The 21,399-nt window shown below is 68.1% G+C and carries 17 protein-coding genes; 2 read left to right on the top strand and 15 right to left on the bottom strand.

What is annotated here, in order from left to right:
- The first annotated feature begins 191 nt into the window (after window positions 1-191).
- A complete protein-coding gene (locus tag QZM35_RS36720; protein WP_206147417.1) occupies window positions 192-1,826 on the top strand; it encodes an AMP-binding protein in 1,635 nt (544 codons plus the stop codon).
- Window positions 1,827-1,860: 34 nt separating this feature from the next.
- Entirely contained in the window at window positions 1,861-2,991 is a 1,131-nt protein-coding gene (locus tag QZM35_RS36715; RefSeq protein ID WP_301777719.1) for an AraC family transcriptional regulator, read from the top strand.
- Between the two features lie 93 nt (window positions 2,992-3,084).
- Here the strand turns inward: QZM35_RS36715 and QZM35_RS36710 are convergent, their stop codons facing one another.
- The 15 genes from QZM35_RS36710 to QZM35_RS36640 form a co-directional block, all read right to left on the bottom strand.
- Window positions 3,085-3,726 (bottom strand): membrane integrity-associated transporter subunit PqiC, encoded by a 642-nt coding sequence (locus QZM35_RS36710; RefSeq protein ID WP_301777718.1) that lies wholly within the window; start codon window positions 3,724-3,726, stop codon window positions 3,085-3,087.
- On the bottom strand, window positions 3,723-5,393 hold the full coding sequence (locus tag QZM35_RS36705) for an intermembrane transport protein PqiB (protein WP_089429466.1): 1,671 nt from the start codon (window positions 5,391-5,393) through the stop codon (window positions 3,723-3,725). Before QZM35_RS36705 ends, QZM35_RS36710 begins: the two co-directional genes overlap by 4 nt.
- A complete protein-coding gene (locus QZM35_RS36700) occupies window positions 5,390-6,037 on the bottom strand; it encodes a paraquat-inducible protein A (RefSeq protein ID WP_089429467.1) in 648 nt (215 codons plus the stop codon). The genes QZM35_RS36705 and QZM35_RS36700 overlap by 4 nt, the downstream gene beginning before the upstream one ends.
- Window positions 6,034-6,681 (bottom strand): paraquat-inducible protein A, encoded by a 648-nt coding sequence (locus QZM35_RS36695; RefSeq protein ID WP_089434258.1) that lies wholly within the window; start codon window positions 6,679-6,681, stop codon window positions 6,034-6,036. Before QZM35_RS36695 ends, QZM35_RS36700 begins: the two co-directional genes overlap by 4 nt.
- A gap of 124 nt (window positions 6,682-6,805) precedes the next feature.
- A complete protein-coding gene (locus QZM35_RS36690) occupies window positions 6,806-8,380 on the bottom strand; it encodes a Na+/H+ antiporter (protein ID WP_089434259.1) in 1,575 nt (524 codons plus the stop codon).
- Between the two features lie 146 nt (window positions 8,381-8,526).
- Window positions 8,527-9,039, bottom strand: coding sequence for a DUF3331 domain-containing protein (locus QZM35_RS36685; protein WP_301777717.1), 513 nt, complete (start codon window positions 9,037-9,039; stop codon window positions 8,527-8,529).
- 122 nt (window positions 9,040-9,161) lie between these two features.
- Complete coding sequence (locus QZM35_RS36680; protein ID WP_174971090.1) at window positions 9,162-9,392, bottom strand: hypothetical protein; 231 nt, start codon at window positions 9,390-9,392, stop codon at window positions 9,162-9,164.
- A gap of 33 nt (window positions 9,393-9,425) precedes the next feature.
- Window positions 9,426-10,115, bottom strand: a complete 690-nt coding sequence (locus tag QZM35_RS36675; protein ID WP_301777716.1) for a response regulator — start codon at window positions 10,113-10,115, stop codon at window positions 9,426-9,428.
- 114 nt (window positions 10,116-10,229) lie between these two features.
- Window positions 10,230-11,672 carry an efflux transporter outer membrane subunit gene (locus QZM35_RS36670; protein ID WP_089429472.1) on the bottom strand — a complete coding sequence of 481 codons (1,443 nt, stop codon included), beginning with the start codon at window positions 11,670-11,672 and terminating at the stop codon, window positions 10,230-10,232.
- Window positions 11,673-11,676: 4 nt separating this feature from the next.
- Entirely contained in the window at window positions 11,677-14,820 is a 3,144-nt protein-coding gene (locus QZM35_RS36665) for a multidrug efflux RND transporter permease subunit (protein WP_089429473.1), read from the bottom strand.
- 20 nt (window positions 14,821-14,840) lie between these two features.
- Window positions 14,841-15,998, bottom strand: a complete 1,158-nt coding sequence (locus QZM35_RS36660) for an efflux RND transporter periplasmic adaptor subunit (RefSeq protein ID WP_089434262.1) — start codon at window positions 15,996-15,998, stop codon at window positions 14,841-14,843.
- 425 nt (window positions 15,999-16,423) lie between these two features.
- Window positions 16,424-17,563, bottom strand: coding sequence for an ATP-binding protein (locus QZM35_RS36655; protein ID WP_089429475.1), 1,140 nt, complete (start codon window positions 17,561-17,563; stop codon window positions 16,424-16,426).
- 1,059 nt (window positions 17,564-18,622) lie between these two features.
- Window positions 18,623-19,366, bottom strand: coding sequence for a hypothetical protein (locus QZM35_RS36650; protein ID WP_301777715.1), 744 nt, complete (start codon window positions 19,364-19,366; stop codon window positions 18,623-18,625).
- A gap of 53 nt (window positions 19,367-19,419) precedes the next feature.
- The gene (locus QZM35_RS36645) at window positions 19,420-19,860 is read right to left on the bottom strand and encodes a hypothetical protein (protein ID WP_301777714.1); all 441 of its coding nucleotides are present in this window, start codon (window positions 19,858-19,860) and stop codon (window positions 19,420-19,422) included.
- 57 nt (window positions 19,861-19,917) lie between these two features.
- The gene (locus QZM35_RS36640) at window positions 19,918-21,393 is read right to left on the bottom strand and encodes an efflux transporter outer membrane subunit (protein WP_301777713.1); all 1,476 of its coding nucleotides are present in this window, start codon (window positions 21,391-21,393) and stop codon (window positions 19,918-19,920) included.
- Window positions 21,394-21,399 lie beyond the last annotated feature (6 nt).

Raw genomic sequence — 21,399 nt, 5'->3', positions numbered from 1 at the left:
GTGTCCGGCGAAGTTACCTGGACAGGTGCGGCTCGCCTGTCCGTTTCGATCATCTTTTCGGCCGCCCGGATCATTTTCAAAGTGCGCCGCGCGGGCGATAGTCGCCGATCAGGCGATGGTCCGCGCTTCTCCGGCGTGCAGGCCATCGTGCGAACGGCGCGGCCGGCGCGCCGTCCCCCGTGGAGTGAGACATGACGAAGAGACACTGGACCGGGTCGTATGGCTCGATCCCCGCCGAGATCGATCCCGATCGCTTTCCTTCCGTAAGCGCGTTGCTGGACGACGCAATGCGCCGATTCGCCGATCGCCCGGCGTTCCACTCATATGGCCGCACGCTGACCTATGGCGACGTCGACCGCCTGTCGACCGCGCTGGCCGCCTATCTGCAGCAGGTCGTGGGCGTGCGCAAGGGCGATCGCGTGGCCGTGATGCTGCCCAACGTGCTCGCGTTTGCGGTCGCGTTCGTCGCGGTCGCGAAGATCGGCGCGATCCAGGTCAACGTGAACCCGCTCTACACGGCGCGCGAGCTCGAGCATCAGCTCAACGACGCGGGCGTCGAGGTCGCGCTGGTGTGCGGCGGGTCGATGGGCACGTTCGCCGAAGTGGTCGGCGGCACGCGCGTGCGCACCGTGCTGAGCGTCGGGCGCGGTGATCTCGGTGTCGTCGATGCGCCGGCCGGCACATGCGACGCGCTGCCGCCCGGTTCGATCCCGCTCGCGCGCGCCATTGCCGCCGGCGAATCGCTCACGTTCGAACCGGTTGCGCTCGGCGGCGCGGACCTGCTGCTGCTGCAGTACACGGGCGGCACGACTGGCCTGTCGAAGGGCGCGGCGCTGTCGCACCGCAACCTCGTCGCGAACATCGAGCAGTTCGGGGCGATCGTGCCGGCCGCGCGCGTGCCGGGCGAGGAGGTCGTCGTCACGGCGATCCCGATGTATCACATCTTCGCGCTGACGGTGAACTTCCTGTCCTACTTCGCGATCGGCGCGCAGAACTGGCTGATCGCGAACCCGCGCGACATGGACGGCTTCATCGACGTGCTGAAGGCCGCGCGGCCGACGGTGTTCGTCGGCGTGAACACGCTGTACGCGGGGCTCGCCGGCCATCCGCGCCTGACGGAAGTCGACTGGTCGCGGCTGAAGCTGTCGGCCGGCGGCGGCGCGGCCGTGATCGACGTGATCTCGTCGCGCTGGAAGGCGGTGACGGGCAACTTCATCCGCGAGGGCTACGGGCTGTCGGAAACGTCGCCGGTCGTGTCGTTCAACCCGCAGTCGATCGACTCGTTCACGGGCACCACCGGCCTGCCGCTGCCGTCGACCGACGTGAAGCTGCTCGACGACCAGGACAACGAGGTGGCGATCGGCGGCGCGGGCGAGATCTGCGTGAAGGGGCCGCAGGTGATGGGCGGCTACTGGCAGAAACCGGACGCGAATGCGGCCGCGTTCACGGCCGACGGCTATTTCCGCACCGGCGACGTCGGCGTGTTCGACGAAGCCGGGTTCCTGCGGATCGTCGACCGCAAGAAGGACATGATCATCGTGTCGGGCTTCAACGTGTACCCGAACGAGGTGGAAGCGGTCGCGACCGCCGTGCCGGGCGTGGCCGAATGCGCGTGCATCGGCGTGCCGGATGCGCGCACGGGCGAGGCCGTGAAGCTGTTCGTGGTGCTGGCGCAGGATGCCGACGTGACGGAGGAGCAACTCGTCGCGCATTGCCGCGAGAGCCTCGCGGCCTACAAGGTGCCGAAGCTGATTCGCTTCGTCGACCGGCTGCCGAAGTCGACCGTCGGCAAGATCCTGCGCCGGGAACTCAGCCGCACCGACTGATGGCGTCGGCGCGCCGCGCCGCGCAGTGTCCGGCGTGCCGATAGCCCGGAAGGCTCCGCGCGGGCCGCTCAAGTACAATGCGAGCGGTTCGATCGACGGGGACGCGATGACCGGTTCAGATTCACTTTCCGCCCAGCCCGGGCCCGCACCCGGGCGTGCGCTGCCGTCGCCGAGCGCGACGGTGCCGATCTCGCTCGTCAACGGCTTCCTCGCGAGCGCGGCCGTGCAGCGCGACGTGGTCGAGCGCTACCTGGGCGGGGCCGGCATCCCGATCGAGCTGCTCGTCGAACCGCATGCGCGCGTGACGGAGGAACAGTTCTCGACGCTGTACCGCACGCTCGCGATCGAGCTCGACGACGAGATGCCCGGCATCTTCTCGCGCCCGCTGCGCGGCGGCACGCTGAAGTACCTGTGCCTGAGCCTGCTCGATGCGCGCAACCTCGAAACGGCGCTGCATCGTTTCGGGCAATTCTTCCATATCCTGCTCGACGATTTCTTCGTCGAATCGAAGCGCGACGGTCTCGTCGCGCAGACGGTGCTGCGCCCGAACGACGCCGTCGGCCCGATCGGCGCGCTCGGCCAGGAGCTGATGCTCAAGCTCGTGCACGGCGTGTGCTCCTGGCTGATCGGGCAGAAGATCCCGCTGCTGCAGATCGAGTTCGCGTGCCCGCGGCCGCGCCATGCGGTCGAGCACCTGTACTTCTTCACTGGCGCCGTGCAGTTCGACTGCGAGCGCACGCTGATGCGCTTCAGCGCGGACTACCTCGACGCGCCGATCCGGCAGAGCAAGCGGAACCTGCGCAAGTTCCTCGCGCGCGCACCGGGCGACTGGATCTTCGAATCGTTCAGCGAACAGCTCGTGTGCCATCGCGTGCGGCAGTACCTGTCGGAAGCGTTGCCCGACCTACCGGTGATCGACCAGGCGGCCGAGCACCTGCATTGCTCGGTGCGCACGCTGAGCCGCCACCTGGCCGCGGAAGGGACGACGTTCCAGGCGCTCAAGGACGAACTGCGGCGCGACATCGCGATCCAGCGGCTGACCGATACGCCCGATACGATCGCGGCGATCGGCGCCGACATCGGCTTCGACGATCCGAGCGCGTTCCATCGCGCGTTCCGGCACTGGACAGGGAGCACGCCGGGCACTTACCGGCGGCGCGCGTAACGCGTCACGCGTCATGCATCGCTTCAAGGTAGCCGGTTCCCATAACCGGATACCTTCGCGCGCTCCCATGGACGGCTCCCCTGGCGGAACGGTTTACGAATCGGCGGGACAGGCAGGGCGCCCGTTGCCGAAGCTGCGCACCGTGCTCGCGATCCGCGTGGCGAACTGCTCGATCATGCGCTGTTGCACCCGCACCATGTCCGCGTAGCCGCCGGGTGCCGCCTCGTTGAGCCGCGTGCTGCACGAAATGCGCGGGCCCGGCGTGTCCTGCTGCACGCCGACGACCCAATCCGCTTCGAACTGGGCCATGCTCCCGGGCCACGCATCGAAGCGGCGCACCTGCGTGCGGATGCTCATGACGGTCTGGTCCGACGGCCGCGGCAGGCCGGTGACGTTGCGCGCGCCCAGCTGCTCGACGAGCGCCGACGAAAGCGCCGCGCGCAGCTCGTCGCCGAGCGGCGCGACCCAGCGTTCGTTGTCGAGTATCCGCGCGGCGCCGGTCCCGCTGCGCACGACCATCTGCTGCTGGTCGAGCTGGGCAGGGATGCCGACCGGCAACACGTTGATCGCCAGCGGCGCGGCGGCGCGCGCGGTGGTCGACGTTGCCGTTGTCGTCGCGGACGTGGCTGGTGAGACGAGGGTGTAGTAATGCACCGGGTTCGACGCGCAGGCGGTCAGCGCGATGACGGCGCCGGCGCCCAGGGCGATCGTCCTGGCGCGAATCGGGAAGCTCATGGTTGTCGTGGCTCCTGCTGGACAGGCGAGGTGGAAGGGGCGACCGGCGCGATCGGCGCGTGATCGGCGCCGGTGCCCCGGAGCAGCGCGTCGGGACGGCGGCCCAGCATGTCGGTGAGCGTGCGCAGCGAGCGCGCGGTACGCTGGACTTCGGTCAGCGTGTTCGTCAGGTTTTCCTGAAGCGGGCCGTCCTCGGCGATGCCCTGGCGCAACGCGCCGAACGTCTGGTTCGCCTGGTCGAGCGCGCGCGTCGTCGACGGCAGCAACTGGCCGTTGACCTGCCTGAGCGTCGCGTCCAGGTTCGTCAGGCTCGAATCGACATGCTTGCCGATCGACTCCAGCGGCAGCTTGTTGATCTTGTCGACGATGTCGGCGAGCTGCTCCGGCAGCTTGTCGAAGGTACTCGGCACGGTGGGCAAGGTCAGCGGCGTGGCGTTCGCGTCGAACGGCACCTTCGGCGCGTTCTTCACGAAATCGAACGAAATGTAGAGCTGCTCCGTCAGCAGGTTGCCGGTACGCGCCTGCGCACGGAGCCCATGCTCGACCAGGCCGGCGAGAAACTGGGCCGCGCGCGGATTGCCGTTGCCTTCGGTCTTCTGCAGCTTCTCGATGACGGGGCCGAGCCGGTACGGATAGACCTTGACCATGACGATGGACTGGAAGCGCCGGGTGGTGCGGTCGAAGTCGAGCTGGGTCGAGACCACCTTGCCCATGTTGACGCCGGAGAATTCCACCGGCGCCCCGACCGCGAGCCCGCGCAACGGCTGCTCGAAACGCAGCCGGATGAGTTGGGATGGCCCGTCCGGCGCCGCCATCGCGGACGTTTCGTTGTCGGCGAGCGTAAACAGGTGGTTTGCACGGGCCGCCGCCGCATCGCTGTCTTCCGGCGTCGCGAACGCGATGCCGCCGCCCACGATCGTTGCGACCGACTGGGTCTTCAGCTTCAGGCCGTTCGCGTCGAGCGACAGATCCATCCCGCTCGCGTTCCAGAAGCGCGTATCGGTCGTCACCAGCCGGTCGTACGGCGCATCGATGAACACCTGCAGGTTCATGTCGCGGCGCTGCATGTCGAGCTTGTAAGACGCGACGTGGCCGACCATCAGATGGCGGTAATAGACCGGCGAGCCGATATCGAGCGAGCCGAGATCGGTGGCGCGCAGCGCGAAGCTCGTCCCCGGCATGCCGTTGATGACGGTGGGCGGCGTCTCGAGCCCGGTGTAGGCCTTGCGCGATTGCGTCGAGCCGCCCGTGTCCATGCCGATGTAGGCGCCGGAGAACAGCGTATCGATGCCCGATACGCCGCTCATGCCGACACGCGGCCGCACGACCCAGAAGCGCGTGTCGTCGCGAATGAGGTTGCGCGCATTCTTCACGAACGACACCGTCGCGACGACGTGCGAACTGTCGTCGCTCAGCGAGATGGCGGTCACGGTGCCGATCACGACGTCCTTGTACTTGACGGGCGTCTTGCCGGCCTCGAGGCCTTGCGCGGTGTTGAACGTGATCGTGATTTCCGGTCCGACGGACAACCACGCGTGGATCACCATCGACAGGCCGATCAATGCCGCGACGAGCGGCACGAGCCAGACGAGCGAAAGCCGCAGGCGGTTGCGCGTCACGGGCGGGTCGTGGGGTTCGAGGCCTTGCGGGCCGGATGGAGGATTCATGCTTCTTCGGCGTCCCAAATGAGGCGTGGGTCAAAACTCATCGCAGACAGCATCGTGAGAATGACGACCATGCCGAAAAACAAAATGCCGGCGCGCGGCTCGATCTCGGACAGCGGACCGAACTTCACCAGCGCACAGATGATCGCGACGACCAGCACGTCGAGCATCGACCAGTAGCCGACCAGCTCGACCGCGCGATACAGCACGGCCCGCTCGCGCATGGCCGACACGCTGCGCCGGCCCGTCGTGACGAGCAACATGCCGAGCGCGAGAAACTTCGTGCACGGCACGACGACGCTCGCGATGAAGATCACCGACGCGATGCCGTACGAGCCGGCTTTCCAGAACACCACGACGCCGCTGAGAATCGTCGATTCGCTGTGGCTGCCGAGCAGCGTGGTGCGCATCACCGGCAACAGGTTGGCCGGGAGATAGAAGATCAGGCTGGCGATCAGCAGCGCCCACGCGCGCACGAGGCTGTCCGGGCGACGCGCGTGCAGTGCCGACCCGCAGCGCGGGCAGCGTGCCGCTTCCGCGGCATGCGCGTGCGCATCCTGCGCGGCGCAGGCGGGGGGCCGGCAGACGAGGCCGCACGCATGGCACCCGACCATGCCTAGCTGGCTGGCGCGCACGGGCAGGCTCACGAGCGGCCTCCGGCGGGTTCCACCGGCACGACCCAGTCCCACAGCTGGCGCGCATCGTGGCCCGCGATCAGCGGGATCAGCACCATCAGCACGGCCGTGGCCCACAAGCCGGCGCCGGGAATGATCTGCATGAGGCTGGACAGCTTGATGATGGCGATCAGGATGCCGAGCAATCCGACTTCGATCATGCTCCACGGCCGCAGCGCGACGAGCAGCCGCATCAGCGGGCCGAACGCGGGCGCGCGACGCCCTGCACGGGCAAAGGCCAGCAACCAGATCAGCGTGGCGATCTGCAGGAACGGCACCACCACGATCGCGAGCGCCGTCGGAATCGCGATCGGCGCGGCGTAGCCTTTGGCCAGCGCGAGCGCGGATTGCCACAGCGTGGCTTCGCTGTGCAGCCCCTGCACGCTGATCCGCATGATCGGGCAGAGGTTGGCGATGGCAAACACCACGCCTGCCGCCATCGCCAGCGCGAGCCACCGGTCGATATCGAGCCAGCTCGAGCGAAACAGCACGGCCGAACAGCGCTCGCAACGCGCGACCTCGTGCGGCGCCAGCGCGCGGCGTCGGTAGACGCTGTCGCAATGCTCGCAGGTGATCAGGGCCGGAAACGTGTCCATGGGTTCGTGTTGCTCGCGCATGCGGTCTCGATGATGGGGTTCGCAGTGTGCTTGGCGTCGATGGACGCTTTGGTGCGGTTTGATGGAGAAATGATGGAGCCGTCACGGGCTTGAAGGCGTTGCGTCTCCATCGATGGCGATCGCGTCACGCCTTCGCGGAAATGGCGCGAAGTTCCTCGAGATCGAGGTCGCGCGTCAGTTCGTGCAGCGTGTGCTCGTCGATGTCGCCGGCGCGATAGAGGCGCATGAGCTCGGCCCGACCCGCCGCGATCAATTCCAGCACGGTGTCCGAACGTGCAACGAGGTGGGGCTTGTATTCGTCGGCGTGGCGCGCGTAGCGGGCCATGTCCTCGGCCTTGTGCCGGTGAATGTCCAGGAGCATCGGGTGAACGAGTTCGCCTGCCGCGTTGTACGCCCGTTTTGCCATCAACTCGTACTGCACCTTGGCAATCACGGCCTGCGCCTCGCTCATGCTCAGGCGAGGCTGGTCGCTTTCCGGCGCCGCGAGCCCGGTCCAGCGGATCAGGGCACCGAGCGACTGCCCCTGCACCAGCACGGTGGCGAGGATGACGGCGATGGCGGTGACGAGGATGAAATCACGCCCCGGAAAGCTCTCCGGGAGGCTGGCGGCGAGCGCCAGGGTGATCACCCCGCGCATGCCGGCCCAGCTCAATACCGTGGCATCGGCCAGCCCGAGCGGATGGAAGCGGGTCACGCCCAGCTTCCGCAGCAGGATGAGCGCGCCGTCCGACACATACACCCAGGCAAACCGCGCGAGGATGACGGCCAGCACGACGATCAGCACCGGCACGCCCATCTCCGCGAGCATCGAGTCGAGCCCGTCGCCCCGCTGGATCAACTCATGCAGCGAGGATCCGATGATCAGGAACACGAACGCCTCGAGAATGAAGATCGTGACGGACCAGAAGCCGGTGCCGTACAGTCGCGCCGACGCGCCGAGCACGCGGTGCTGGAACCAGGCGCAGATGAGGCCCGTCGTCACCGTGGCGATCACCCCCGACACGTGGAAGCGCTCGGCCAGCAGATAGGAACCCCACGCACACAGCGGGCCGGCGGCGATGACCAGGCTGTCTTCGTCGAGATGGCGCATCAGGATGACCCACGCGCCCCCCACGAGCGCGCCGACCAGTACGCCGCCCAGCGCGAGCAGGGCGAAGCTGCCGAGGGCTTCGGCCGGACTGAACAGGCCCGTCACGCCCGCTGCCACCGCGAAGCGGAACAGCACGAGGCCCGTTGCGTCGTTGAACAGGCTCTCGCCCTCCAGGAGGATCAGGAGGCGGCGCGGCAGTTTCACCCGCTGCAGTGCGGCGCGGGCCGACACCGCATCCGGCGGCGCGACCAGCGCGCCCAGGGCCGCGCAGGCGGCCCAGGGCAGGGCGGGCACGAGCCAGTGCGCGACGAGGGCCACCACGACCGTGGTGAAGAGCACCGCCCCGATCGCCAACGCCCCGACGCCCAGCATGTGCCGGCGCAGGTGGTCGAGTGAGATGCCCAGGGCGCTGTCCATCAGCAACGGGGGCAGGAAAATCACCAGCACCAGTTCCGGATCGATATGCACCTCGGGTAGGCCGGGCAGGAAGGCGATGAAACCGCCGCCGATGATCAGCGCGACGGCAGGGGGCAGCCCGAGCTTGTGCCCGACGTAGTGCAAGACAAGGATCGCCAGCAGCAGCGCGATCATCAATTCGAAAATGGCCATGGTGAGGGTTCTGTAGTCGGCGCTTCAGCGCTTCGGTGGTGAGTGGCCCATGAGCGCTTCGGCCGGATGGAAGGCGCACTGAGCGGCCCGGTTTCCAGGAGCCCGACAGCGTCGGCGCCCGGCCGGGAGCGGGAAGGGCGCCACGTCTATGTCGTGATCCGCGCAAAGTCGATGCAGGCGATGTGAATCGCGAGAATCATCGCGGACGCGTTCGTCGGCCGACCATTTCGCACGCTTGGCCGAAATATCTCGTCGCCGGGGGTGATGGGCCTACCGCTCATCGCGCATATCCCTGCCCGTCTGGCGAATCCTTTGTGCCAGTTTTGATAGCCGTAATGTCCGCCCGTCGAATCCCGCCACGAAAGCACCACCGTGCTGGACGTCGGTTGATCCAGGATATCGATCGTCGCGCTGCATCTCGATCGGTCGCCGGAAGTCATTTTTCTGCGTGTATCAAGTGCGCCGTCGTTGCGCTGCCGGTTGATGCGCGCGCCGTCGCTGCATGCGTTGAGTGAGTGCATCATGTGGCGCCAGCGTTCTTCCGGTTCGATTGCGCCGATCGGAATCAACGTTACGCGGCCGATCCGTGCATCGTCGCTGCTTTCCCGTTCGCGAGCATCGCCATCGATCGACGAAGAGACATTGCCCTGATTGCTCATTTCGACCCTCGCTGCGCGCATGCGGTTGATCAGATCTCTGGAAAAGACGTCTTTCCGATAACGATTCGAAAACAACGGAATCGCAGCGTAGCGGCCGGCGTGCAATGAGCGTCGGCGTGTTGCTATGAGCCCGTTGCGCGCGCCAGTCTGACGAGATCGACGATCGTCGCGACCAGCGCGGCCAGCAAGACGGCTGCGAGCATCAGATAGCTCGGCGTCTCCCGGATCACCACCGCGATCGGGTTGTCGGTCGCGGGAGACGACACGGCCAGGAGCAGGCCGTAGGCGACGAACCATCCGGTCGCGATCGTCAGCACGACCGCGACCGTCAGGAGTCCGACGATCCGCGCCATGTGCCTTGTGCCGCCGCGATCCATGGCGCGCGTTCACTGGCTGCTGCGCAGCCGGTAGCCGACCCCGCGCATCACCTCCGGCATCCCGGACGCGCCCGCGCATTCGAGCTTCTTGCGCAGCCGGCTGATATGGCTGTCGACGGTGCGCTCCAGCGCATCGACGTCGGCAAGGCAGGCGTCGATCAGTTCGCTGCGCGTGAACACGCGGTTCGGCGAGCCGGCCAGGTGCGCGAGCAGCCGGAATTCGGTCAGCGTCAGCGAGACGCCGGTTTCTCCGGTGTCGGTGCGGACCGTGGTCAGATAGCTTTGCGTGTCGATTTCAAGGTTGCCGACCTTGAGGAAGCGACCGGACGTGGCCGTTTCGAAACGACGCAGGATCGCGCGGATGCGCGCGACCACCTCGGCCGGATTGAACGGCTTCGTGATGTAGTCGTCCGCGCCGAAACGCAGCCCCTGCAAGCGATCGATCTCGCGGTCGAGCGCCGTGATGATGACGATCGGCGTGTCGCTGCGGCGGCGCAGTTCGACCAGGACTTCCCAGCCGTCCTTCTTCGGCATCCTGACGTCGAGCAGGATCAGGTCGGGCTTCAGGACGGGCTCCACGTCGAGCACGGCCTGGCCGTGATCGACGCGGTAGGTGCGAAAGCCGTCGTGGGCGAGGTACGCGTCGAGTATGTCGGCGATCTCCGGATCGTCTTCGGCAATGAGTATCAGAGGGTTCATCGGGTTCACTGGAAGTGAGCGTGACCGTTAGGGCGATCCGGCGGCGCGGCACGTGCGCCGCCGGACTTCACCGTGCTTTCAGTCGTCGCGAACGGATGGGCGACGGCCCATTGCTCAGTTTTTTGCCACGCTGTTGGCGGGAGGCACGTCGGTGTCGGTCAGCCCGCCACCGAGCGCCTTGTAGAGCGCGACCGCGTTGCCCAGTTCGGCGTTGCGCAGATCCAGCAACGTCTGGCGCGCGGCGTACAGCTGGCGCTGCGAGTCGAGCAGTTCCAGCCGATCCTCGATGCCGGCGCGATAGCGCAGGTTCACGAGATCGGTCCGGCGCTCGGCGCTCTTGACGACCTTGGTCTGCGCGTCGATCTGGCGGCTGAAGGTCTCGCGCCCGGCGAGGCCGTCGGCCACTTCGCGGAACGCGGTCTGGATCGAGCGTTCGTACTCGACGACCGCGCTGGATTTGCGCACTTCCGCGAGATTCAGCTCGGAACGCAGCCGGCCGCCCTGGAAGATCGGCAGCGTGACCTGCGGCGCGAAGCTCCACACGCGCTGGCCGCCGTCGAACAGGCTGCCCAGCCCCGGGCTGAGGAAGCCGATCGACGACGTCAGCGACAGGCGCGGGAAGAATGCCGCGCGCGCCGCGCCGATGTCGGCGTTGGCGGCGACGAGATTCTGCTCGGCCTGCTGGATGTCCGGCCGGCGGTACAGCAATTCCGACGGCAGTCCGGCCGGCAGCTTGGTCATCACCGGCTGGCGCTCCAGCGACAGCGGATCGGGCAGGTTCTTCGGCAGGTCGGTGCCGACCAGCAGCCGCAGCGCGTTGCCCGCCTGCTCGACGGCACGCGAACGCGCCTCGAGATCGGCGCTGGCGCTCGCGACCTGGCCTTCGGCCTGCGCGATGTCGACGCCGCTCGCCTGGTCGGCGAGCTTCAGGCGGCGCGCGAGGTCGAGCGACTGGCGCCAGTCGTTCAGCGTGCGTTCGGACAGCGCGCGCTGCTCTTGCGCGAGACGCTCGGCGAAATACGCGTTGGCCACGGAGCCGACGAGCGCGATCTGCACCGCCCGGCGGCCGTGATCGGTCGCGAGGTAGCGCGCGAACGCGGCATCCGACAGCGACTTCACGCGGCCGAACAGGTCGATCTCGAACGCGCTGAGACCGATGTTCACGCCGTACTGGTTCTGCGTGTTTTCGAGCAGCGGCGGGTTCGATTGCGAGTCGGCGGCCGTGCGTTGGCGCGTGAAGCTCGCGCCGGCACCGATCGACGGCAGGCGCGCGGAACGCTGGATGCCGTACTGCGCTTCGGCGGCCTGGACGTTCAGCGCGGCCAGGCGCAGGTCGCGGTTGTTCTCGAGTGCGAGCTCGATCAGGCGCTGCAGGCGACGGTCGCCGAACATCGAGCGCCAGCCGAGATCGGCCGCGTTCGCGTGCTGGTCGGCCGCGACCGCGGTCGTATAGGCGGTCGGCACCGGCAGCTCGGGCTTGACCAGCTTCGGCGCCATCGAGCACGCCGACAGCGCGAGCGCGGCGGAAACCGCTGCGGAAAGAATGAGTAGTCGCATGGCATCAACCTTCATGTTCGTGGGTCACGGCGGCGGGCTTCTTGCCGGATGCGCGCCAGGCCGAGATGCGTTCCTGGATGCTCATCACGAACACGTAGAAAACCGGAACGAAGAAAATGGCCAGCACGGTGGCGGTCACCATGCCGCCGAACACGCCGGTGCCGATCGCGTGCTGCGTCTCGGCGCTGGCGCCGGTCGCGATCATCAGCGGGACGACGCCGAGGCCGAACGCGAGCGAGGTCATCAGGATCGGGCGCAGACGCAGCTTGGACGCCTGCACGGCCGACTCGATCAGCCCCATGCCTTCCTCGCGCAACTGCTTCGCGACTTCCACGATCAGGATCGCGTTCTTCGCCGACAGGCCGATCACGGTGATCATCCCGACCTTGAAGAACACGTCGTTCGGCATCCCGCGCAACATCACCGCGGCGAGCGCGCCGATCAGGCCGAGCGGCACCACCAGCATCACCGACAGCGGAATCGCCCAGCTCTCATAGAGCGCCGCGAGCACCAGGAACACGACGACCATCGACAGCGCCATCAGCATCGGCGCCTGCGAAGCCGACTCACGCTCCTGCAGCGACTGGCCGGTCCACGCGACCGTGAAGCCCGGCGGCAACTGCGCGGCCAGATGCTCCATCTCGGCCATCGCCGCGCCGCTGGAGTAGCCGGGGGCCGAGCCGCCGGAGATCCGTGCGGACGGGTAACCCTGGAAGCGCACCAGCTGCAGCGGGGTTTCCGACCAGACCGGGCGCACCACTTCGGACAGCGGCACCATGCCGCCGGTCGCGTTGCGCACGTAGAGCTTCATCACGTTCTCGATCTGCATGCGGGCCGGCGCATCCGCCTGGATGATCACCTGCTGCATGCGGCCCGCGTTCGGGAAGTCGTTCACGTAGGTCGAACCCATCGCGGCCGACAGCGTGTCGCTGATGGTCGTGAACGACACGCCGAGCGCTTCGGCCTTGTCGCGGTCGATGTCCAGCTTCACGCTCGTGCCGGCCGGCAGGCTGTCCGGATAGACGCCGGTCACCACCTTGCTTTGCGCGGCCAGTTCGAGCAGCTTGGCTTCAGCCGCCTTGAGTGCCGCGTAGCCCTGGTTCGCGCGATCCTGCAGGCGCATGGTGAAGCCCGAGCTGGTGCCGAGCCCGTCGATCGCCGGCGGCAACAGGCTCATGACCGTGCCTTCCGTCACGCCGCCCATCGCGGCCTGCGCGCGCATCGCTTCGTCCATCGCGTTTGCCCCTTCGCGCTTGTCCCAGTCCTTGAGCACCGCGTAGTTCAGTGCCGCGTTGGAGCCGAGGCCCGAGAAGCCGTAGCCGATGATGGAGATGCTCGACTCGATGCCCGGACGCGACGCGAGATGCTTCTCGAGGGTCTTGACCACGTCGCCGGTGCGCTCGACGGTCGAATCCGACGGGAGCAGGAAGCCGGTCATGAAGTAGCCCTGGTCTTCCTCGGGCAGGAACGACGACGGCAGCATGCGGAAGCCGAACACCAGCGCGGTGGAGATCGCGACGAACAGCAGCATCACGCGGCCCGTGCGGCCGACCAGCTTGCCGACGCGCGTTTCGTACCAGCTCGTCATGCGGTCGAAGCGGCGGTTGAACCAGCCGAAGAAGCCGCGCTTCTCGTGGTGGCCGTGCTCGACCGGCTTGAGCATCGTCGCGCACAGGGCCGGCGTCAGCGTCAGCGCGAGCAGGGCCGAGAACATGATCGACACGGCCATCGACATCGTGAACTGCTGATAGATCACGCCGACCGAACCGCTCGACATCGCCATCGGCAGGAACACGGCCGTCAGCACCAGCGTGATGCCGATGATGGCGCCGGTGATTTCCTTCATGGCCTTGATCGTCGCGTCCTTCGGCGACAGGCCTTCTTCCACCATCAGGCGTTCGACGTTCTCCACGACGACGATCGCATCGTCGACGATGATGCCGATCGCGAGCACCATGCCGAACATCGTCAGCACGTTGATCGAGAAGCCTGTCATCAGCATGACCGTGAAGGTGCCGAGCATCGCCACCGGCGCGACGATCGCCGGGATCAGCGTGTAGCGCACGTTCTGCAGGAACAGGTACATCACCAGGAACACGAGCACCATCGCTTCGATCAGCGTGTGAATCACCTTCTCGATCGAGATCTTCACGAACGGCGCGGTATCGAACGGGATCGAGTAGGTCATGCCGGACGGCATCGTCTTGGCGATCATGTCCAGTTGCTCGCGCACGGCCTCGGCGGTCTTCACCGCGTTGGCGCCCGGCGCCAGCTGCACGCCGGCGAAGGTCGCGGGTTTGCCGTTCTCGCTGTTGACGAAGGTGAACGACTGCGGGCCGAGCTCGACCCGCGCGACGTCGCCGAGCACGACCTTCGAGCCGTTCGCGTTCGCGCGCAGCACGATCTTCGCGAACTGCTCGGGCGACGTGAGCTGGCCTTGCGCGGTGAGCGGAACCGTGACGCGCTGGCCCGGCAGCGCGGGCGCCGCACCGAGGCTGCCCGGGGCGATCTGCACGTTCTGCTGGGCGACGGCCGTCGTCAGGTCGTTCATCGACAGGCCGTAGGTGATCAGCTTCTGCGGATCGACCCAGATGCGCATCGCCTGTTCGGAGCCGAACAGCTGCACCTTGCCGACGCCTTCGACACGGCGCAGGTCCTCGACGACGTTGCGCGCCATGTAGTCGGCCAGCGCGTTTTCGTCATAGCGGCCGCTGTCCGACTTCAGGCCGACGAACAACAGGAAGCCGGTGGAGGCGGACTCGACGATCACGCCGTTTTGCCGCACGACGGGCGGCAGGCGCGGCTCGACCGACTTGAGCTTGTTCTGCACCTCGACCTGCGCCATCGCCGAATCGGTGCCGGGCTTGAAGGTCGCGGTGATCTTCGCCTGGCCGGAGGTATCCGACGCCGATTCGAAGTACAGGAGGTTGCGGACGCCGGACAGCTCGCGCTCGATGAGGCTCAGCACGCTGTCGGTCATCGTCTGCGGCGTGGCGCCCGGGTAGGTGGCGGTAATGGTGACGGTCGGCGGCGCGACCGACGGATAGCGCGCAACCGGCAGTTCGGGGATGGCGATCAGGCCCAGCAGGATGATGAAGAGGGCGATCACCCACGCGAAGACCGGGCGCCGGATGAAGAATTGGGACATGACTGGATGCTCCCCGTGACTCAGTGCGACGAAGCGGTCTTGACCGCTTCAGGCGCCTTCCAGGCGGTCGCCGTCACGGGCGCACCGTCGCTCAGGCGCTCCATGCCTTCGACGACGATCTTCTGGCCCGCCTGCAGACCCGACTTGATCCGATAGCTGCGGTTCGTCAGCTCGCCCACCTCGATGGCCTTCAGGTGCGCCTGGCTCTTCGCGTCGAGCACCCAGACCTGCGGCTTGCCGCCCGCGCGGACGATCGCCTGTTGCGGCACGGTCAGCGCGTTCTCGAAGTGCCCACGCGGGATGCGGGCACGCACGTACATGCCCGGCAGCAGCTCGCGCTTCGGGTTGTCGACCAGCACGCGCAGCAGCACGTCGCCGGTGCCCGGGTCGACGTTGACGCCCGAGAACAGCATGCGGCCCTTCACGTCGTAGCGCGAGTCGTCGTCGCGCAGCACGTCGACCGGCAGCCCGTTGCCCGCGGTGTCCGGCTGGGCCGCGAGCGCGCCGCGCAGCGCTTCGAGCGACGCGGCCGGCTGGCGCACGTCCACGTAGACCTGGTCGATCTGCTGGATGCGTGCCATCGGCTGGCTGTCGCTGCTCGCGACCAGCGCACCCTCGGTCACGAGAGCCTGGTCGATGCGGCCGGTGATCGGCGCCTCGACGGTCGCGAACTTCAGGTCGAGCTGGCGGCGGGCGAGCGTCGCGCGCGCCTGCGCGACGTCGGCGGCCGCCTGGTCGCGTTGCGACACCGAGTCGTCATACACCTGGCGGCTGATCGCGTCGGCCTCGACCAGCGGCTTGAGACGGGTGGTCTGCACCTTGGCCCGCGCGAGCGCGGCTTCCGCGCGTTGCAGGGCGGCCGCGGCCGTGTCCATGTCGGCCTTGAACGGCGCCGGGTTGATCTGGAACAGCGGCTGGCCGGCACGGACTTCCGTGCCCTGCTCGAACAGCCGTCGCTGCACGATGCCGCTGACCTGCGGCCGGATCTCGGCGATCCGGACGGCCGCGACGCGGCCCGGCAGGTCTTCGGTCAGGTCGAGGGGCGCGCCTGCGAGCGTCATCGCCGCAACCGGGGTGGCCGGCGCGGCGGCCTGCTGTTCGGTGGGCCCGCAGCCCGCCAGCATCGCCGCCACCAGCGCGCACACGGCACCGTAGCAGGCTCGTTTCTGATTTTTCATGTGGACTCCATAGACGCAGGCACCCAGTGGCCCGCATTTTCGGATCGAAGTGTGCGTGCGCCCGATGGAGTTTTTTGTGCGGAAAGATGGAGGTTTGATGGAGCGGGTGAAAGATTGGCCGATGGGCGATCGGCAGGCGGGGCGAGCCGGAAGAGGACGGGCGCCGGGGCGGCCTGGCGCTATCCGGATGCGGGGTGGGCATCCCGGAATGCCGCAATCATCTGATGAAATGCCGGTCGCCGTGCGTGCCATTGGCATGCACGGGCCGGTGCCCGGGGGGATGCTATTGAGAGGTTCGCTTCGGCGGGAGCGGCGTGCGCTTCGCGCGGGTCACGGGCGCCCTTGTTCAGCGGTGGAGGGCGTGTGCGCCGCGCCGCAGGGCGGCAGACCGGCGCACGGGGCGTATCGACCGCTTGCGGCGAGGCTTACCGCGGGTCGGCATCGAGGGGGCGTTGCGGGGCGAGCGCCGCATCCTTCCGATCCGATGCCGCCGTGCGCCCCGACGCGGGGCTGTCGGGCCAGCGCAACGCGAACGACGTGCCGCCGCGCGCGGTTGGGCGACACGATGCTTCTCCGTCGTGCGCCTGCGCGATGGCCGCTACCACGGCCAGCCCCAGGCCGCTGCCGCCCTTCTGGTCGGAATGCGTATCGTCCACGCGCCGGAAGGCATCGAAGATCCGGGCTGCGCAATCGGCGGGGATGCCCGGACCTTCGTCTTCGACCACCAGCTGGCACGTACCGTCTTCGACGCGGGTGTGAATGCGGATCGCACCGGGCACCGCGTAGCGCCGTGCATTTTCCAGCAGCGCGAGCAGCGCCTGGCGCATCCGGAACGCGTCGCAGCGCACGGGCCGCGTATCGAGATCGAGCACCATGTGTTGACCGGCCGCGGCCAGTGAATCCTCGAACATCTCGACGACCGCCTTGACGTGCGTCGCCAGGTCGGTCTCCTGGATGCTGACGCTCAGATGCCCGCTTTCGGCGAGGCTGATCACGCGCAGATCCTCGATCAGGCGCGTCAATCCTTCCGCCTGGGTCAACAGGCTGCGGAACAGCGCCTCGCCCGGCTGGAAGACGCCTTCGGCCAGCCCCTGCAACCGACCGCGCAGGACCGTGACCGGCGTACGCAGTTCGTGCGCGATCGCGGCATTCCAGAATGCCTGCTCGTCCGTCATCCGCTGCAGCTGGGCGGCGAGCGCATTGAAGTCGTCCGCGATCAGCGCGGCTTCGCGAATCGATCGATCGCCGGCGACGGCGCGCGCGGTCAGGTCGCCTCTGGCGACGCGGCGAATGCCGTCCGCGACCGAGTTGAGCGGTACGAGGATCCGATGCGCGAGCCGGGTCGACACGACAATGGCGAGTATCAGGCCGATTAGCAGCGTGATGCCCAGGCATATCCACTCGGGGGTGGACGGAATCCAGCTTGCCTGGTGGCAGAACTCGCCCCAGTGCCGGAGCATCACGTAGTAGAACACATAGGTCATCAGCACGACGATCAGCATGATGCCGAGCGCCAGCTCCGCCATCGACACCGCAATCTTGCGGCCCAGACCACCGAGTTTCATTTCGTGCTCCCAAGCGTGGCGTTGCGTCGATTCACGACGGGAAGGTTGTGCAGCGTGATTGCCGTGGTGTCAGGGGAGAGGGGGGATCGGGGCGGGTGAGCGGCGGGCCGGTCAGGAGCGGCCGAAGCGGTGCGGGAAGTCGCTGCGTGCGTCGGTGCATCGAGGGTTCCGGTGGCAGGGGCGCCGGAGGCGCCATGTGGCCCAGGAGCGGAAAAGGTCACACTGGTGTCGACCGGATCGCTCCCGGCCGACAGAGACAGCGGCCGAACAGCTCGATTAGTGCGGGACAGTTGGGATGCTTGCGTCATGGTGTCCGCTTTGGATTCTGCTAGTGGCTCCATCGAGTCGCAATGTTACCGCACGAAACGCGCTGCCCGATGACACGGCGGGTCGGCATGCATCGGAAGGTGGGCGGTGGTGATGTCGTCGCGCGGTACACGCCGGTAGAGGGGGACGCAGGGCCTGACATCGCCGGAATCGCAATTCGGCTGTCGGTGCGCAACCCGCTTGCGTCAATGCATACAGGGGGGGCCGCCGCCTCGGCTCAGGGGCAGGGGCGGGTCGCCAACGGTATGCAAAGCGGATGGGAATGGTCGGCAGTCCAGCTGGGGTTCTTCAGGGCGATGGCGGTCGCCCGTCATTCCGCGAAGGAACGAATGGCGCGGATGGCGCCTGGAGACGATCGCCGCACGGCTCTTTGCGGTCGTGTTCGTTCCGGAATTCGTTCAGGAGCGCGAAGTCTGGGCGAATGCAAGCAAGACCGCCGTCATCCGCGTGTTGCGGTGGCGGACGATGTGATCGGTCTGTAATTGCCGGGGCGTACGGGCAAGCGCGTGCAAACGGGCCCGATGGTCGCCGGACAACGGATCGACGGCAACATGGCGGCGCGGCTGGGCATCGATCACGGGCATGCCCGGTACGCACATTGAACCGTCACCTTGCTCCAACGCCGCCGGCTCCCATAACCGACAACCTTTGTGCGGTCCCATGAACGGCTGCCATCGATGATGTCGACGCCGGGAGTGGCGCAAGCATGCGACACGAGAATGTCGCCCCGGTCTATCCGGCCGCGACGCTAGCAGCCTCACCACGCTCCTTCGCCGCCCGCAGATGCCGATCGCGATCGGCCAGCCAGTCTTTCCGCTCGCCGCGCCAGCCCACCGCGTGGATCCGGTCCATCCGGCGAGCGGCCACGGTGGCCGCGCAGGCCAGGCCGGAAAGCGGGATATCGAGCAGGCGCCAGCGGCCGGCATGCGGCGTATCGACCTCGCGGAATGCCCCCGCGAGCGGCGCCAGCGAATCGAGCGTCGCGCCGTGTCCGGTTCCGCACGCATTCGAGAGGCTGTCCAGCCGCAACTGGTCGCGCGATACCGGATCGGCGAGCGCGCTGGTCTGCGCGATGCCCAGCCCGATCGGGCCACGGGCGATCGCGATGACGATCCAGATGCCGGCATGGCCGATCACCACGTCGAGCCCGTCCAGCAAGTCGCAGCCCGCGACCGCGATATGGTCGGCATCGCGGTCGATCAGCGTCAGCGCGTCGGCTGCCTGGCCCGCCAGCGTTCCCAGGATTGCGCGCAGCGCCGACCGGCCGATCGCGAAGCGGCGGCCGTGCGCGCGATTCGGATGCGTGCGGGCACGCCGCAGCTCCGCTTTCGACAGGTAGAGATGGCCGCGCTCGCTGGTGACGAGCTGCCATTCGCCGCGCAGTCGCCACAACAGGATTTCGCCGGGATCGGGGAGCCGCGACGGACAAGACGCCAGCGCGTGCGAGCCCGTGATCGTCAGGTTTGGATAGCGCATGCCGGCCCTCGTGTCGGGGGTGAATGCAACGCGGCGTGGCGCACCGGCATGCGTCATGCCGGTTGTCCGGCCTGCCGCGCATCCTCCCCCGAAGGCTGCCGCGTGAGCCGCGCGGCGAGCGAGACGGCCTGCCCGAACGACGCCACCGCATGATGCGGAATCCCGAATGCCTTGACGGCGACTTCACCCTGCGCGGCCACTTCCGCGCGCCGGTCGGGATCGGGTTCGACGCTGATGAGCGCCTTGCAGACGGCGCCCAGCGCTGCCTTGTTCTGCTTGAGCCAGACCGCGCGATGCTTGCGGTCGTCGTGGCTTTCGTCGGTATCGAGTTCGACGTAGACGATCACGAACGGCTCGCCGTGACGCATCAGCGTGTCGATCTCGCCTTCCCAGCGGGGCGCGTAGCCCGGCCTCGCGTGTTCGGCGCGAAACACGCAGACCGGAAAGAGATGGATGTCGTGTAACGCGAAATCATTCGGATTGAGAGCGGGCATCGGGATTTCTCCGGTGGATGAGCGACGCCGAAGCGTCGGGGCGCCGGGGGGCGGCGTTCACTGCGCATTCGCTTGCGGCGCGCCGGCCTGCGCGACCGGCGGCGCGTCGCGCCAGCCGACGCCGAGCGACTTGTAGAGCGCGATCGCGCCTTGCACCTGCGCGAGCCGGCTGAGTGCGAGCGCATCGCGCGCGCGGTACGTCGCGCGCTGCGCGGTCAGCACCGACAGGTATTCGCCTAGGCCGTTGCGGTACAGCCGCGTCGCGCGCGCCTGCGCATCCTGGCTGCTGTCGACCGCCGCGGCGAGCATGGCCTGCTGGTCGCGCGCGGCGCCGATCGCCACCAGCGCGTCCTCGACATCGCGAAACGCGCCGCGGATGCGCTGCTCGTACGCGAGCCGCGCGGCTTCGGCGGCCGCGCGTGCGGCGTCGACGCCGGCTTTCGCGCGGCCGCCGTCGTACAGCGTCTGCGTGCCGTCGAGTGCGACCGACCACGCGACGCTCGCGCCCGAGAACAGGTCCTGCACGAGGCTGGCCGTCGTGCCGAGGCTCAACGGAATCGCGAAATGCGGAAACTGCTCGGCGCGCGCGACGCCGATCTGCGCGGTCGCGGCGGCCAGCCGCCGTTCGGCGGCGCGGACGTCGGGGCGCTCGCGGATCACGTCCGACGGCAACGTGACGGGCAGCGCGGGCGCGACCGGCAGCGTCGCGCCGGGCGCGCTCAGCGTGTCGCGCAGCGTTTCCGGAAAGCCGCCGACGAGCACGCCGATCGCATGCGCGAGCCGCGCGACGTCCTGATGCAGCGGCGGCAACGTCGCCTGCGCGAGCTGCAGCTCGGCCCGCGCCTGCGCGACCGCGAACGACGTGCCGAGACCGCGCCGGTTCGACTGCTCGGTCAGCCGCCGCGTGGCGTCGAGGCTCGCGACGTTGTCCGTCGCGATCCGCAGCCGCTCCTGGGTCGCGCGCAGTTCCGCGTAATCCGACGCGAGCTCGGCCAGCAGGCTCACGAGGATCGCGTGGCGATCGTCGTCGAGCGCCTCGATCTGCGCATCGGCCGATTCGACCGCGCGCCGCGTGCCGCCGAACAGGTCGAGTTCCCACGACGCATCGAAGCCGAGCCGGTAGGTGCGCGACTGGCCGATGCCGGGCGGCCAGTCGAGCGCCCGCGACGAACGGATCGCATCGGCGCTCCCGCCCGCCGTCACGGTCGGGCCGAGGCGGCTCGCGATCTGGTCGCGTTCGGCGCGCGCCTGCAGCAACCGCTGGCGCGCGATCGCGAGATCCTGGTTGTGCGCGATCGCTTGCGCGACCAGCGCATCGAGCTGCGCGTCACCGAACGTGTGCCACCAGTCCTGCAATTGCGCGGGATCGGCGGCTACCGTGTCGCGCGACGCGATCCAGCTGGACGGATGCACGGGCTGCGGCGCCGCGTAATCGGGGCCGACCGTCGTGCATGCGGCCAGCGCGCACGTGCAGGCCGCGATGAAGGTGCGCGCGTAGCGTGTCGGACGCAGTGGGGGAAGCGGGCATCGCATCGTCGC

Source organism: Burkholderia sp. AU45274 (genome assembly GCF_030482505.1).
Taxonomy (GTDB): domain Bacteria; phylum Pseudomonadota; class Gammaproteobacteria; order Burkholderiales; family Burkholderiaceae; genus Burkholderia.
Note: the sequence above shows the minus strand (reverse complement) of the source record. Positions and strands in the feature narration are given on the sequence as shown.